The 13,418-nt window shown below is 69.5% G+C and carries 14 protein-coding genes and 1 tRNA gene; 7 read left to right on the top strand and 8 right to left on the bottom strand.

From position 1 onward, the window contains the following. Nucleotides 1–150: 150 nt before the first annotated feature. From EG854_RS10810 to hemC, 3 genes are all read right to left on the bottom strand, one after another. Nucleotides 151–226 (bottom strand) — tRNA-Thr (locus EG854_RS10810). A gap of 41 nt (nt 227–267) precedes the next feature. After that, nucleotides 268–948 carry a uroporphyrinogen-III synthase gene (locus tag EG854_RS10805; RefSeq protein WP_123288136.1) on the bottom strand — a complete coding sequence of 227 codons (681 nt, stop codon included), beginning with the start codon at nt 946–948 and terminating at the stop codon, nt 268–270. A gap of 6 nt (nt 949–954) precedes the next feature. After that, a complete protein-coding gene (gene hemC / locus EG854_RS10800; protein WP_123288135.1) occupies nt 955–1,899 on the bottom strand; it encodes a hydroxymethylbilane synthase in 945 nt (314 codons plus the stop codon). Between the two features lie 75 nt (nt 1,900–1,974). Between hemC and tsaD the strand changes: the two genes are divergently transcribed. The 3 genes from tsaD to EG854_RS10785 are packed head-to-tail and all read left to right on the top strand — an operon-like array spanning nt 1,975 to nt 4,539. Beyond that, complete coding sequence (gene tsaD, locus EG854_RS10795) at nt 1,975–3,126, top strand: tRNA (adenosine(37)-N6)-threonylcarbamoyltransferase complex transferase subunit TsaD (RefSeq protein WP_123288134.1); 1,152 nt, start codon at nt 1,975–1,977, stop codon at nt 3,124–3,126. 22 nt (nt 3,127–3,148) lie between these two features. Further along, nucleotides 3,149–4,150, top strand: a complete 1,002-nt coding sequence (locus EG854_RS10790; protein WP_123288133.1) for an NAD(P)H-dependent glycerol-3-phosphate dehydrogenase — start codon at nt 3,149–3,151, stop codon at nt 4,148–4,150. Beyond that, entirely contained in the window at nt 4,147–4,539 is a 393-nt protein-coding gene (locus tag EG854_RS10785; RefSeq protein ID WP_123288132.1) for a Rieske (2Fe-2S) protein, read from the top strand. Before EG854_RS10790 ends, EG854_RS10785 begins: the two co-directional genes overlap by 4 nt. On the opposite strand, the gene EG854_RS10780 is transcribed toward EG854_RS10785, so the two are convergent. Next, nucleotides 4,536–5,039, bottom strand: coding sequence for a phasin family protein (locus EG854_RS10780; RefSeq protein ID WP_241153227.1), 504 nt, complete (start codon nt 5,037–5,039; stop codon nt 4,536–4,538). The two genes, EG854_RS10785 and EG854_RS10780, sit on opposite strands and share 4 nt — an antisense overlap. A gap of 22 nt (nt 5,040–5,061) precedes the next feature. After that, nucleotides 5,062–5,814, bottom strand: coding sequence for a creatininase family protein (locus tag EG854_RS10775; protein WP_123288131.1), 753 nt, complete (start codon nt 5,812–5,814; stop codon nt 5,062–5,064). A gap of 164 nt (nt 5,815–5,978) precedes the next feature. On the opposite strand from EG854_RS10775, the gene nth reads away from it, so the two are divergent. Then, entirely contained in the window at nt 5,979–6,674 is a 696-nt protein-coding gene (nth, locus tag EG854_RS10770; RefSeq protein WP_241153221.1) for an endonuclease III, read from the top strand. Here the strand turns inward: nth and EG854_RS10765 are convergent. Beyond that, nucleotides 6,664–7,539, bottom strand: a complete 876-nt coding sequence (locus EG854_RS10765; RefSeq protein WP_123288129.1) for an ATP-grasp domain-containing protein — start codon at nt 7,537–7,539, stop codon at nt 6,664–6,666. The two genes, nth and EG854_RS10765, sit on opposite strands and share 11 nt — an antisense overlap. Before the next feature lie 90 nt (nt 7,540–7,629). Between EG854_RS10765 and EG854_RS10760 the strand changes: the two genes are divergently transcribed. Further along, nucleotides 7,630–8,634, top strand: coding sequence for an adenosine kinase (locus EG854_RS10760; RefSeq protein ID WP_123288128.1), 1,005 nt, complete (start codon nt 7,630–7,632; stop codon nt 8,632–8,634). On the opposite strand, the gene EG854_RS10755 is transcribed toward EG854_RS10760, so the two are convergent. Further along, entirely contained in the window at nt 8,631–9,914 is a 1,284-nt protein-coding gene (locus tag EG854_RS10755; RefSeq protein ID WP_123288127.1) for an RsmB/NOP family class I SAM-dependent RNA methyltransferase, read from the bottom strand. The two genes, EG854_RS10760 and EG854_RS10755, sit on opposite strands and share 4 nt — an antisense overlap. Before the next feature lies 1 nt (nt 9,915). Continuing rightward, complete coding sequence (locus EG854_RS10750; protein ID WP_123288126.1) at nt 9,916–11,898, bottom strand: potassium transporter Kup; 1,983 nt, start codon at nt 11,896–11,898, stop codon at nt 9,916–9,918. Between the two features lie 166 nt (nt 11,899–12,064). Here EG854_RS10750 and EG854_RS10745 point away from each other — a divergent pair, with 166 nt between their 5' ends. Further along, on the top strand, nt 12,065–12,529 hold the full coding sequence (locus EG854_RS10745; RefSeq protein ID WP_123288125.1) for an Rrf2 family transcriptional regulator: 465 nt from the start codon (nt 12,065–12,067) through the stop codon (nt 12,527–12,529). Then, nucleotides 12,526–13,326: an SDR family NAD(P)-dependent oxidoreductase gene (locus EG854_RS10740; RefSeq protein WP_123288124.1), complete on the top strand. Its 801-nt coding sequence runs from the start codon at nt 12,526–12,528 to the stop codon at nt 13,324–13,326. Before EG854_RS10745 ends, EG854_RS10740 begins: the two co-directional genes overlap by 4 nt. Nucleotides 13,327–13,418: the final 92 nt, after the last annotated feature.

Here is a 13,418-nt window from a genome sequence, read left to right as displayed (position 1 = left end):
CTGCATGCGTTCGGCTGTGCCCAAGATTTACAGCTCGTCCAAACCCAAGCGCGCGGGGGCGCTCCCACCGCATACCCACGCAACACCCACGCGGAAGCACCTCTCCGCCCAAAGGGCGGTGTCTTCCTAGCTAGAGTGGCTCTAGAGTGGTGGTGCCGCCTAGGTGACTCGAACACCTGACCCCCGCATTACGAATGCGATGCTCTACCGGCTGAGCTAAGGCGGCCTATGTCGGCGGGCGTGACCGGCCCGGCGCGAGGGCGGTGTTTATACGGGGCCGGGCGGCTTGCCAAGCGTCTCTGGGCGAAGCGTGTCGAGAAGGGCGTCCTCGTCCGGTCGGGCGGCGATGCGAACCTCGGAAAAGCCCAGCGCCATCAGCGGTTCGGCCACGGCGTCGGACAGGGCGCAGGCGAGGCGCCCCCGGGCTGAGGCGGCATGGCGGCGGGCAAAGGCGCTGGCCGCCCGCGCCGAATGGAACAGGATGCCGTCGATGGGGTCGGGGGCGGCGATGTCGGCCTCGACCGTCTCATAGACCGCATGGGGCATGATCGAAACGCCGGGGCCGACCAGGGCGGCAAGGTCGGCAGCCGGTCGGGTTGGGCCGGGCACCAGCACGGGGCAGGTGGCCGCGTGCCGGATCAGGGCGGCCAGGGCGCGGGCATCGCCGGACGCCGAGCGAACGTCGCTGAAGCCGACCACTCGGGCGGCGTCTGCCGTGGCATCACCGACGCAGAACACCGGCAGCGCGCGCTCCGGGTTGAGCCCGGCCCAGACGGCCACGGCATTGCGACTGGTGAAGGCCAGCGCCGCGTGGTCGGGGACGGGGCTGTCGGCAGGCAGGGCGCGGACGGCCAGCAGGGGCGCGATCACCGGATCATGACCCAGCGCCACCAGCCGGTCCGCTGTCTCGCGGGCGGCCGGCCGGGTGCGGGTGATCCAGAGGCGCATGGGGCTTTAGTTCTCGAACGGCTCGCCGTCGACGAGGGCGCGGTTCTGGACCGTCTGGCCGAGAGCTTCGGCTGCCGCCTCGACGTCGGAGGACAGCGGGATGCGGGCCGTCTCGCGCCAGCGGCGGGTGCCGTCGGGGCGCAGGCGCTCGGCGATCAGGACCAGATCCTCACCCTCCAGCCAGGCATGGGCGCCGACGGCGGTGCGGCAGGAGCCCTCGAGCGCCCGCATGGCGGCCCGCTCGGCGATGATCGCCAGCGCCGTGGCGGGGTGGTTGAGCGCCGCACCCCACTGATCGAGGCCGGGCGCGCCGTCCTCGCGCGTCTGAAGGGCCAGGGCCCCCTGACCGGGCGCCGGGACGAAATCCTCGACCGGCAGCAGGGCGCGGATGCGGTCACCGCGGCCCAGCCGGTTGAGGCCCGAGGCGGCCAGCAGAATGGCCTCGAACTCGCCGTCGGCGACGCGCTTCAGCCGGGTGTCGACATTGCCGCGCAGCAGCTCGATGCGCAGGTCGGGGCGCAGGGCCAGCAGCTGCGCCTGGCGTCTCAGGCTGGCGGTGCCGACCCGGGCCCCTTCGGGCAGGTCCAGGACGCTGTCGAAACGCTCGCTGACGAAGGCGTCGCGCGGGTCCTCACGCACCGGAATGGCGGCCAGTTTCAGTCCGGGCGGCGGCTCGACCGGTACATCCTTCAGCGAATGAACCGCCAGATCGCAGCGGCCATCGATCAGGGCGGCCTCGATCTCCTTGGTGAACAGCGCCTTGCCGCCGACCTCAAGCAGGCGCCGGTCCTGAATCCGGTCGCCGGTGGTGACGATCGGCACCAGCGGCAGGCGGGCGTCGATGTCGGCCGCGTCCACGCCCAGCGCCCCGGCCAGAGCCTGACGGATGTGACCGGTCTGGGTCATCGCCAGGGTCGAGCGGCGGGTGCCGATGCGGAGGGTGAGCGTCATGGTCGGATCGTCGCCGTTGCGTCGCGGGTTGCGGGCCGCTACCTCGACCCGGTGAACAGGATTGTGGCCACCCCGATGAGCATGGACACCAGAGCCGCGCCCTATAGCACGGGGCCGGGCACGGCAACCGGGCCGCTCGTCCTGCTGGGCATCGAGACGAGCTGCGACGAGACGGCGGCCTCGGTGGTGCGTCAGGCCGCAGACGGCACGGTCGAGGTGCTGTCCTCGGTGGTCCACAGCCAGATCGACGACCATGCGGCCTATGGCGGGGTGGTGCCGGAAATCGCGGCGCGCAGCCATGTCGAGACGATCGACGGCGTGGTGAAGCGGGCGCTGGTTGAGGCTGGCTGCGACTGGAGCGGGCTGGACGGGGTGGCGGCGACCGCCGGGCCCGGGTTGGTCGGCGGGGTCATGGTCGGGCTCAGCTATGCCAAGGGTGTGGCCATGGGGCGCGGCCTGCCGCTGGTCGCGGTCAACCATCTGGAAGGGCATGCGGTCTCGGCCCGGCTGGGCCGGCCGGTGGCCTATCCCTTCCTGCTACTGCTGGTCTCGGGCGGGCATTGCCAGCTGCTGGAGGTGCGCGGCATCGGCGACATGTCCCGGCTGGGGACCACGCTGGACGATGCGGCGGGCGAGGCCTTTGACAAGATCGCCAAGGCCATGGGGCTGGGCTATCCCGGCGGCCCGGCGCTGGAACGGCTGGCGGCCACCGGCACGGACGCGGGGGCCGAGCGGTTCGACCTGCCCCGGTCGCTGCTGGGACGGCGCGACTGTGACTTTTCCTTCTCGGGTCTGAAGACGGCCGCCGCGCGCCTGTCGCAGGGGCTGGAGACCGAGGCCGACAAGGCCGATCTGGCCCGCGCCGTCCAGAATGCGATCGCCCGCCAGCTGGCCGAACGCTCGGTGCGGGCGCTGGACCTGTTTTCCGAAAGCCATCCGGACCTCGACCGGCCCGCCTTTGTCGTCGCCGGCGGGGTGGCGGCCAATGCCACGGTGCGCGCTCGCCTGACCGCAGTGGCTGAGGCCCGCGGATTCGACTTTGTCGCCCCGCCCATGGCCTATTGCACCGACAATGCCGCCATGATCGCCCTGGCGGGCGCCGAACGGCTGCGGCTGGGCCTGACCAGTGACCTCGCGGTGGCGGCGCGCCCCCGTTGGCCGCTGGACGAGGCCCGGGCGTTGTCTGATCCCACCCACGCGCCGGGCCGCAAGGGCGCCAAGTCATGACCTGTCGTAACGGAGCAGAGCAATGCAGATGAAGACGGCAGGGGTGATCGGCGGCGGCGCCTGGGGCACGGCCCTGGCCCAGGTGGTGGCGCGCGCCGGGCTGGCGGTAACGCTTCAGGCCCGCGAGACCGAAGTGGTCGACAGCATCACGCGCGACCGGGTCAATGCCGCCTTCCTGCCGGGCATCGAACTGGACCCGGCCATCCGTGCGAAGACCGAGATGGCCGATCTGGCCGACTGCGATCTGGTGCTGGCGGTGCCGCCCGCCCAGCATCTGCGCGGCACGCTGGAGGCCTTTCGCCCGCACTTCCGGCCCGGCACGCCGGTCATCCTGTGCTCCAAGGGGATCGAGCGCGGCACGCTGAAGCTGATGACCGATGTCTTGGCCGAGACCCTGCCCGAGGCCACGCCCGCTGTGCTGTCGGGCCCCAGTTTCGCGGGCGAGGTGGCGCGCGGCCTGCCGACCGCCGTGACGCTGGCGGTGGCTGATGCCGATCTGGGCGAAGCCTTGATGGCGCGCTTGTCGCCGCCGGGCTTCCGCCTGTACCTGACCGACGACCTGATCGGGGCCGAGGCCGGCGGGGCGCTCAAGAATGTGCTGGCCATCGCCTGTGGCATTGTCGAGGGGCGACAACTGGGCCGCAGCGCCCACGCCGCCCTGATCACCCGGGGCTTTGCCGAAATGACCCGTCTGTGCGTGGCGCTGGGCGGCCGGGCCGAGACGGTCGCGGGTCTATGTGGACTGGGCGATCTGGTGCTGACCTGCTCCAGCCCGCAATCGCGCAATATGAGCCTCGGGCTGGCACTGGGCGAGGGCCAGACAGTCGAGCAGGCGCTGGCCGGAAAGCGCTCGGTGGCCGAGGGCTATCAGAGCGCGCCCGCCGTGCGTGATCTGGGCCTCAAACTGGGCCTCGACATGCCGATCGCCTATGGCGTCGCCGCCCTTCTGGCCGGGGAAGCAACGGTTGATCAGGTGATCGGCAGCCTGCTGTCGCGCCCCCTGCGGGCCGAGACCGACGGATGACCAACGAGGCGAAACCCGAGGCCCCGGACCTGGAGCGGAAACGGGTGTGGAAGACCCCGGCAGGCGTGGCCCTGTGCGCGCTGGACGACATCGCCGAGCCCGGCTCACGCGGCTTTGTTCTGCAGATCGGCGAGACCTATTTCCATGGCTTTGTCGTGCGCAAGGACGGTCAGGTGGCGGGCTGGGTCGACCGCTGCCCGCATCAGGGTTTCCCCATGGCCATCGAGCTGGACCGCTATCTGACGCCCGACGGCTCGCTGATCCTGTGCGGCTGGCACGGGGCGGTGTTCGAGCCACTGGACGGCGCCTGCGTCGGCGGACCCTGTGCCGGGGCCCGCCTCACGCCGTGGCCGGTCGAGGCCTCGGGCGGGGTCGTGCGGACAGCTTAGCGCTTCAGGCGTTTGGCGTTGGCGACGGCGGCGGTGTGCAGGGGCTTCAGCGCTTCGGCCTGGGTTTTCAGCAGGCCGGTGTTGAAGGTCAGCATCTGGCCGGCCGCCCGGCCCCACCAGCCCATGGCGTAGCTGAACTGGGCTGAAGCCAGACCCGCCGGTGTCCGGGCCGATGCCATGGCGGTGGCGGCGCGCTGGGCATGGCCGACCTCGTCCATCGCCGACTTTGAGGCACGGGCGGCAAGCGTGCTGACGTTTCCGGCCACCGAAGCGGCCGAGGCGCTCAGGGCCTCCAGCTTTTCGGTGCCCATCAGCGACAACTCGGTGACGTCGGCACGCAGCGGATCGGCCAGGGCGCGGGCCATGATCTCCATCCGGGCGGCGATGACGTCGGACGAGGCCGTCAGCATTTCATGGCTGTCGGTGGCTGTGCCGAGGGCGGTCCGCGCATTGCGGGCCATGTGTTTGCCGTCACGCGTCATCGATTTGGGGGAGGTCATGCGCCCAGCCTAGACCATTCCATCAGTCAGGGACGACTTCATTCGTAAAGGCCGCCACATCCTTGATCAGGGCCGGCACGGCGGCGTCGATGATCCGCTGGCCCTTTTCGGGACTGGCCTGGGCCGGGTCCGAGCCGATCCGCCCGTCGGGGAAGCGGGCGCGATAGTCCAGCGCATCGCGGATCGGGCCGACAGGGGCGATCTTGGGCGAATAGTCGGCGGTCTTGATCCGGTCCGGATAGGCGGCCTGGGTGACGGCAATCTCGGAGGGCGTGGCGTGCATCCCGTGGCCGGTCGGGAAGATCGAGCTGCACAGGGCGTGCACCCCCGGCAGGTCCCACCAATTGACCAGTTTCAGGGCGAAGGGCGCGCGTTCCTCAAGGAAGCTCCACTCCGCATAGATCTCGGCAAAGGTGGCCTCGATGGTCGCGACATTGCCGCCGTGGCCATTGAGGAAATAGATCCGCTCGAAGCCGTGACGCGTCAGCGAGCTGACCCAGTCGGAAATGGCGGCCATGAAGGTCGAGGGGCGCAGCGAGATCGTCCCCGCAAACGCCAGATGGTGCTGGGCCATGCCGATGTTGAAGGTCGGGGCGATGACCAGGCCGTCGTCCTGTCTTTCGGCGGCGTGGGCGATGATTTCCGGGCACAGCCAGTCGGTGCCGAGTAGGCCCGTCGGGCCATGCTGTTCGTTCGAGCCGATCGGCACGATGACCGTCTTGTTGGTCTTCAGCCGGGCCTCGATCTCGGGCCAGGACGACAGGTGGATCAGCATGACAAACTCCGGAACTCAGATACAGGGCAGGATAATGGACTGGGGCCCCCACGGGCCAGAATCGCATACGCCGATTGGTCGCAGCCGACAAATCGCGGCTTGGCCCGGCGGGCACGGGCTGGCAGGAACGGCGCTTGAGGGAGGCGGATCTGGCCCGGACGACCGTGAAAACGAAAGCTAAGGCGAAGAACGGCCGGGCGCGGGGCGCGCGCGGCTGGCCGCCCGATCCCGCACGGGTCGAGACCCTCTTCGCCCGGCTGGCGGCGGTCATGCCCGAGCCGAAGACCGAACTGAATTTCAGCAGCCCCTATACGCTGGTGGTTGCCGTCGCCCTGTCGGCCCAGGCGACCGACGTCTCGGTCAACAAGGCCACCGACCGGCTGTTCGCCGTCGCCGACACGCCGGAAAAGATGCTGGCCCTGGGGGAGGAAGGCCTGATCCCCTACATCGCCTCGATCGGCCTCTACCGGAACAAGGCGAAGAACGTCATCGCCCTCAGCCGCATGGTGCTGGAGCAGCACGACGGCGAGGTGCCCCTGACTAGGGGCGAGCTACAGGCCCTGCCCGGCGTGGGCCGCAAGACCGCCAGTGTGGTGCTGAACGAGCTGGAGATCGAACCGGCCATCGCCGTCGACACCCATGTGTTCCGGGTCTCGCACCGGCTGGCGCTGGCCAATGCCGCGACCCCCGACAAGGTCGAGGCCCAGCTGCACCAGATCGTACCGCCCGCCTGGCTGCCGAAAGCCCACCACTGGCTGATCCTGCACGGCCGCTACACCTGCGTGGCGCGCAAGCCGAAATGCGAGTCCTGCGTGATCCGCGACCTGTGCCCGTCCGTCTCGCCCGTGGTCAACGATTGACGCGAGCGGCGACCGCGGTGACGAAGGCCTTCCCCCCGTCCGGTGCATGGTTGAGATAGAAGTCCGGTTCGATCAGTTCGGCCTCCATCAACAGCCACTGGCCGTCGGGGCCGCGCGCGAGGTCGATCCGGGCGTACAACAGCTCTTCCTCGACCGTGGCCAGCACCCGTTCGGCCAGTGCGAGGGCCACAGGGTCCGGGTCGGGCTCGGGCGCATAGAGGCCGCCGAACTGTTGCTGGATGCGGAACTCGCCGGCGCGGGGGCGTTTGCGCACCGCATGGCTGAAACGACCGCCGAAGAACAACAGGGACAGCTCGCCCTCGGTCTCCAGCGCCGCGATGAAGGGCTGGATCAGCGCCGGGCCATCCGGCGCCTCGGTCAGGGCCTCGCCGCGCGCCAGCCGCGTGGTCTGCCAGCCGCCGCCCGAGACACGGGGTTTGACCACCAGATCGTCGGTGCCCAGCGCGTCAAAGGCGTCGGCGACCTGATCCGGCGTGACCTGCTCGCTCCAGATCGTCGGCGGGACGGGCAGGCCCGCCTCGCCCAGCCGCTTCAGATAGGATTTGTCGGAATTCCAGGCCAGCACCCCGGCCGGGTTCAGCATGCGGACCCCCGCCGCCTGCCAGGTCGCACAGGCCCGAATCCAGCGCAGATGGTCGCGGTGATAGCCCCAGGCGACCAGTGGCATCACCAGATCGGCGCCCGCCAGACCGTCGGCGCGATCGATATGGTCGGTCCAGGCCTCGGACCGGGCGGCCAGCCCGCCTTCGGCAAGGGCGCCGATCAGTCGGTCGCGCACCTGCGGCCACTGGCCGGCAAAGGACGGGTCGTCGGGGTTGGGGGTCAGGATCACGATATCGGTCATGGGCGCCTCTTAGCGGAAAATGCGGCGCGGAAAAGCCGCCTTCCGGCGCCCCCACTGGCCATCTGCGGTGGGGCGGGCTAAGCGGCGCCCATGACCCATTCCGTCCCCACCCACGACGTCTGCGCTGTCGGCAATGCCATCGTCGATGTGCTGAGCCCGTGCACCCCCGAATTCCTGAGCGACAAGGGGCTGGAGCCCGGCTCCATGCGGCTGGTCGATGAGACCGAAAGCGCCACCCTCTATGACGCCATGGCGGCCGGGGTCGAGGCCTCGGGCGGATCGGCGGGCAACACGGTGGCCGGCATCGGCAGCCTGGGCGGACGCGCGGCCTATATCGGCAAGGTCGCCGACGACCAGCTGGGCGGGGTCTTCGCCCACGACATCCGCGCGGCGGGGGTGACCTTCGATACGCCGGTGCTGACCGGGGGGCAGGGCACGGGCCGCTGCCTGATCAATGTCACGCCGGATGGCCAACGCACCATGTGCACCTTCTTGGGTGCCGCCAACCAGCTGGCGCCCGAAGACGTCGATCTGGCGCAGGTCGCCGATAGCGCCATCGTCTATCTGGAAGGCTATCTGTTCGACCCGGCCCCGGCCCGCGCAGCCTTCGAGGCGGCAGCCGAGGCGGCGCACAAGGCGGGCCGCAAGGTCGCCATCACCCTGTCGGACACCTTCGTCGTGGCCCGCTGGCGCAGCGAGCTGCTGGCCTTCCTCGACGGCTCGACCGACATCGTCTTTGCCAATGAGGCCGAGGCCTGCGCCCTGTTCGAGACCGATGACGTCGAGGCGGCCACGCGCGCCCTGGCTGAAAAGGTCGAGGTCGTGGCCGTGACCCACGGGCCGAAGGGCTCGGTGCTGGTGCGCGGCGACGAGCGGGCCGACATCGCCGCCGAGCCGGTCGGCAAGGTCGTCGATACGACCGGCGCAGGCGACCAATATGCCGCCGGTGTGCTGTTCGGTCTGGCGCGCGGCCTGCCGCTGGAGACCTGCGGGCGTCTGGGCGCCATTGCCGCCGCCGAGGTCATCTCGCACTGGGGCCCGCGCCCCATGACCTCGCTGAAGGATCTGGCCGAGGCCGCCGGTATCCGCCTTTAGTCCACGCGTTCCAGCGCGGCGATGAAGAAGCCGTCCAGCCCGCCCCGGTCGGCCCACTGACCGGGCAGGATGCGCAGCCAGCCCTCGGACGTCAGGGCCTCAACCGGGGCGCCCACCGCCGCCGGATCGGCCGGCACGGTGCGAAACGCCACATTGCGGCGCAGGAAGGCCGTGACCTGGGTCTCACCCTCCTCACGCTCCAGCGAACAGGTGCAATAGACCAGCCGCCCGCCGGGGACGACCCGGGCGGCTGCCGCATCCAGCAGCCGGTGCTGCACATCGGCCAGATTGCCGATATCGGCGGGCCGGGTGGCGCGCAGGGCCTCGGGATTGCGGCGGAAGGTGCCGGTCGCCGAACAGGGCGCATCCAGCAGCACCCGGTCGAACTGGCGCGGATCGGTCCAGTCCTCGGCGGGCGAGGCGATGACCTCGGCCGACAGACCCATCCGTTTCAGATTGTCCCGCAGGCGATCCAGCCGCTTGTCGGAGCGGTCCAGCGCCGTGACGGTCGCGCCGGTGGCCGCCAGTTGCAGCGTCTTGCCGCCGGGAGCCGCGCACAGGTCGAGCACGCTGTGGTCGGGGCGCACCTGCAGCAGGCGGGCGGGCACGGCGGCGGCGGCGTCCTGCACCCACCAGATGCCGTCCTCGAAGCCTGTCCAGTCCCGCAGATCGCCCCGGCGGTCGGTGCGCAGGGTGTCGGGGGCGAGAATGCGGGCCTCAAGAACTTCAGCCAGGGCCTCGGCATCTGCGCCGGGCTTGAGGCTGAGGTCGGTGGGCGGCTCCAGGCTGGCGGCCCGGGCCATGGCCTGCAGCGCGGCCCCGCCGTAAGTCTGTCGCCAGCGGGCGGTCAGCCAGTCGGGAAAGTTGGCCACCGGATCGGTGGGCCCGGTGCCGTCGCGGTCGATCCCGCGCAGTACGGCATTGATCAGCGCCTTGTAGGGCCGGGTGGCCGGATCGCGCTCGGCCAGTTTGACGGCGCTGGAGACGGCGGCAAAGGCGGGCGTCTTCAGCGTCAGGGTCTGGGCCAGGGCGGTGCGCATCAGGGTGCGGACAGCGGGCGGAGGCGACCGCTTCAGCCGCGCATCGAGGATGGCGTCGATCTCACCCAGACGTCGGAGGGCGGCCATGGCCACCGCCCGGGCAAAGGCGCGGTCCTGCGGCTCAAGACTTGAGACCGGCGGCTTCGACAGGGCCTCGTCGAGGCCATTGCGCCGCTCCAGCGCGGCGTTCAGCAGCAGACCGGCGGCATGACGCGCCTGGATTCCGGGATCCTCCGTCATCCTAGACCGACACCTGGGTGCCCAGCTCGACCACGCGGCCGGGCGGGATATGGAAGAAGTCGGTCGGATTGGCCGCGTTGCGCATCAGGAAGATATAGAGCCGATCCTGCCACAGGGGCATGCCCTGGGTCGAAGAGGGCACCACCGACCGGCGGCCGAGGAAGAAGCTGGTCGACATGATGTCGAACTTCAGCCCCTGTTTGCGGCACAGACCCAGCGCCTTGGGCACATTGGGCTGTTCCATGAAGCCATAGGACAGCACCACACGTTTGAAGTCGTCGTTGATCGGCTCGATTGCGATGCGGTTGTCGTCGCGCACGCGGGGCTGATCGACGGTCTTGACCGTCAGGATGATGTTCTTCTCGTGCAGCACCTTGTTGTGCTTCAGATTGTGCATCAGGGCGACCGGGGCGACCCCGGGGTCCGAGGTCAGGAAGATGGCCGTGCCCGCCGTGCGGTGCGGCGGCCGCGCCGACAGCATGTCGACCAGGTCGGACAGGGGCAGGCTGTCGCGCCGAGTCTTGGCGGTCAGGATCTGCGTGCCGCGCACCCAGGTCCACATGATCAGAACGATACCGGCGCCCATCAGCAACGGCGCCCAGGCTCCGTCGGGGACCTTCATCAGGTTGGAGCCAAAGAAACCTATATCGATGATCAGGAAAGGGGTGATGGCCGCAATGCTGAGCGGCAGGCTCCACTTCCACAGACGTCTGACGATGAACCAGGCCAGCAGGCTGTCGACCAGCATGGCCCCGGTCACCGAGACACCATAGGCCCCGGCCAGCTGCGACGAGGTCGGGAACATGACCAGCAGCAGCAACACGCCGACCAGCATGATCCCGTTGATGGCGGGGATGTAGATCTGGCCGGCCTGGGTCTCGCTGGTCTGCAGGATGCTGATGCGGGGCAGCAGGCCCAGTTGCACGGCTTGCTGCGTCAGGGAGAAGGCCCCGGTAATGACCGCCTGACTGGCGATGATGGTGGCGAGCGTCGCCATGATCAGCACGGGCCAGTAGATCGGCTGGGGGATCATCTCCCAGAAGGGGTTGGCGGCGGCGGAACGATCGCTGAGCACCAGCGCGCCCTGACCCAGATAGTTGAGCATCAGACACGGCAGGACGAACCACAGCCAGCCGGCGCGGATCGGCGCCTTACCGAAATGGCCCATGTCGGTGTAGAGCGCCTCGGCGCCGGTGACGGCCAGAAAGACGCTGCCCAGCAGGATGAAGCCCAGCACGCCGTTGTCGATCAGGAACATCACCCCGTAGTGGGGGGATAGCGCCCTCAGGATCGAAAGATCGTCGAAGATGTGAAACACGCCGAGGCTGGCCAGAATCAGGAACCAGACGGTGGTGATCGGGCCAAAGGCGCGGGCCATGCTGGCCGTGCCGCGCGACTGCACCATGAACAGGCTGACCAGAATGCCGGCCGCGATGGGCACGACGAAGGGCATCAGATTGCGGCCGATGCCGGGGGCCTGGCCCAGACCTTCGACGGCGGAGAGCACGGAGACCGCAGGCGTCAGCACGCCATCGCCATAGAACATGGCCGCGCCGCAGATGCCGAGGAAGAACACCAGCGCCGATCGCTTGCCGATCGCATGCTGGGCCAGCGCCATCAGCGCCAGACTGCCGCCCTCGCCCTTGTTGTCGGCACGCATCAGGAAGACGACGTATTTGACCGTCACCACGAGGATCAGCGCCCAGAACACCAGCGAGACCGTTCCCAGCACCGCCAGTTCGGCCTCGCCGCCCGAGCGGCTGTGACTGAGAGCTTCACGCATGGCGTAGAGCGGGCTGGTGCCGATGTCGCCGAACACCACACCGATGGCCCCGATGACCAGACCCAGCTTGCCCTTGGCCGCCAGTCCGTGACTGCCGTGCCCGTTTCCGGGCGCGGTCGTATCGGATGTAGCCTGAGGCGCTGCGGGGCCGGACGCGTCACCCGGGGGCGATGCGTCGGGCCTGGGGGTATCCCCGGTCATGCCTGGTCTCCGGGTGCCGTGGGAGGACGGACCCTTCCATGAAGCCGCGGGGCTTTAGACCCTTTCGTCGGACGGTTCAATCGTGGCCCCCTGCACCGCACCGTGCGCGCGTGCGTTTGTGATTCTTGCGACAAACGCCTAAGTCCGCATACGGAACCCGAAACCCATGTCCGACAGTCAAAGATTCCCCGTCGCGGCCCACGCCCTGGCTTACCTGGCCCACAAGGGCGCCTATGGACCTGCGCAGGCGGTGCCAAGCGCCATTCTGGCCGCCTCGGTGCCCACCAACCCCGTGGTGATCCGCCGCGTGACCGGCCTTCTGGCGCGCGCCGGCCTGATCGAGACGCGCTCGGGGGCCAGCGGCGGGGCCTGGCTGCTGCGCCGTCCCGAGACCATTCGTCTGGACGAGGTGCTGAAGGCGGTACACGGCTGCGCCCATCTGGGCTCGCCGCCTGCCGGGGCCAAGGGCTGTCCGGTCGGCGAACATATCCCCCGACAGGTCGCCCGGGCGCTGATCGCCGCAGACCGGGCGGCGGGCGAGGCCCTGTCGCGTATCACCATCGCCGACCTTCTGGCCGACAACCCGCCCTCCCTGGCCGGTTTCGCCCTGCCGGTCGCAGCCGGCAAATGACCCGCAGGCGGGTGCTGGTCACCGGCGCTTCGGCCGGCATCGGCCGGGCGCTGGCCACCGTCTATGCCGCCGAGGGCTGGGACCTGATCCTGACGGCGCGTCGCAAGGCGCCCCTCGATGCGCTGGCGGCCGAGCTGAGCGCGGCCCATAGCTGCGACGCCCGCGTCATCCTCGCCGATCTGGGGGTCGAGGGCGCGGCCGACCAGCTGGCGGCCGATATTCAGGCGCAGGGGCTGACGGTCGACGGCCTGATCAACAATGCCGGCTTCAGCCGCACCGAGGGATTTCTGAAAACCCCGCCCGAAGATCAGCAGGCCATGATCCGCGTCATGCTGACCGTGCCGGTTCAGCTCAGTCGGGCGCTGGTTCCGGGCATGGTCGAGCGGAGCTTCGGCCGGGTGCTGAATGTCGCCTCCCTGGCCGGGCGCATGCCCGCAACCGGCGGCGACACCCTGTACGGCCCGATCAAGAGCTTCATGATCAAGGCCTCACAGGGTCTGTGGCTGGAGATGCGTGGCACGGGGGTGCACGTCACCGCGCTGTGTCCCGGCTATACGCTGACCGAGTTTCACGACGTCAACGGCACCCGCGAGGAGGTGTCCTCGGCCTATCCCTCATGGATGTGGCAGACTGCGGACCATGTGGCCCGGGTCGGCTGGCGCGCCTGCGAGGCCAACCGCCCTCAGGTGACCCCGGGCGTCATGAACAATCTCATGGCGGGCCTCGCCAAACACCTGCCCGACGGCATGGCCCTGTCCATGGTCGGCGGTCACGCGAAACGGCTGAAGCGGATCTGAGCGAAGGGTGAGTAGTGAGCAGTGATTGGTGAGCAGGGCCGGCTGAGCAGGCGGAGGCCCCACTACTCACGACTCACCACTCACTATTCACG

The organism is Brevundimonas halotolerans (assembly GCF_003730275.1).
Classification (GTDB): Bacteria; Pseudomonadota; Alphaproteobacteria; order Caulobacterales; family Caulobacteraceae; genus Brevundimonas; species Brevundimonas halotolerans.
Note: the sequence above shows the minus strand (reverse complement) of the source record. Positions and strands in the feature narration are given on the sequence as shown.

Bases quoted from the DNA above. Each gene is read 5' to 3' on its own strand.
- EG854_RS10780 (WP_241153227.1), bottom strand. From the start codon at position 5,039: ATGACCTCCCCCAAATCGATGACGCGTGACGGCAAACACATGGCCCGC.
- hemC (WP_123288135.1), bottom strand. From the start codon at position 1,899: ATGACGCTCACCCTCCGCATCGGCACCCGCCGCTCGACCCTGGCGATG.
- EG854_RS10740 (WP_123288124.1), top strand. From the start codon at position 12,526: ATGACCCGCAGGCGGGTGCTGGTCACCGGCGCTTCGGCCGGCATCGGC.
- EG854_RS10765 (WP_123288129.1), bottom strand. From the start codon at position 7,539: ATGACCGATATCGTGATCCTGACCCCCAACCCCGACGACCCGTCCTTT.
- EG854_RS10750 (WP_123288126.1), bottom strand. From the start codon at position 11,898: ATGACCGGGGATACCCCCAGGCCCGACGCATCGCCCCCGGGTGACGCG.
- EG854_RS10775 (WP_123288131.1), bottom strand. From the start codon at position 5,814: ATGCTGATCCACCTGTCGTCCTGGCCCGAGATCGAGGCCCGGCTGAAG.
- EG854_RS10790 (WP_123288133.1), top strand. From the start codon at position 3,149: ATGCAGATGAAGACGGCAGGGGTGATCGGCGGCGGCGCCTGGGGCACG.
- EG854_RS10805 (WP_123288136.1), bottom strand. From the start codon at position 948: ATGCGCCTCTGGATCACCCGCACCCGGCCGGCCGCCCGCGAGACAGCG.
- tsaD (WP_123288134.1), top strand. From the start codon at position 1,975: ATGAGCATGGACACCAGAGCCGCGCCCTATAGCACGGGGCCGGGCACG.
- EG854_RS10745 (WP_123288125.1), top strand. From the start codon at position 12,065: ATGTCCGACAGTCAAAGATTCCCCGTCGCGGCCCACGCCCTGGCTTAC.
- EG854_RS10760 (WP_123288128.1), top strand. From the start codon at position 7,630: ATGACCCATTCCGTCCCCACCCACGACGTCTGCGCTGTCGGCAATGCC.
- EG854_RS10785 (WP_123288132.1), top strand. From the start codon at position 4,147: ATGACCAACGAGGCGAAACCCGAGGCCCCGGACCTGGAGCGGAAACGG.
- EG854_RS10755 (WP_123288127.1), bottom strand. From the start codon at position 9,914: ATGACGGAGGATCCCGGAATCCAGGCGCGTCATGCCGCCGGTCTGCTG.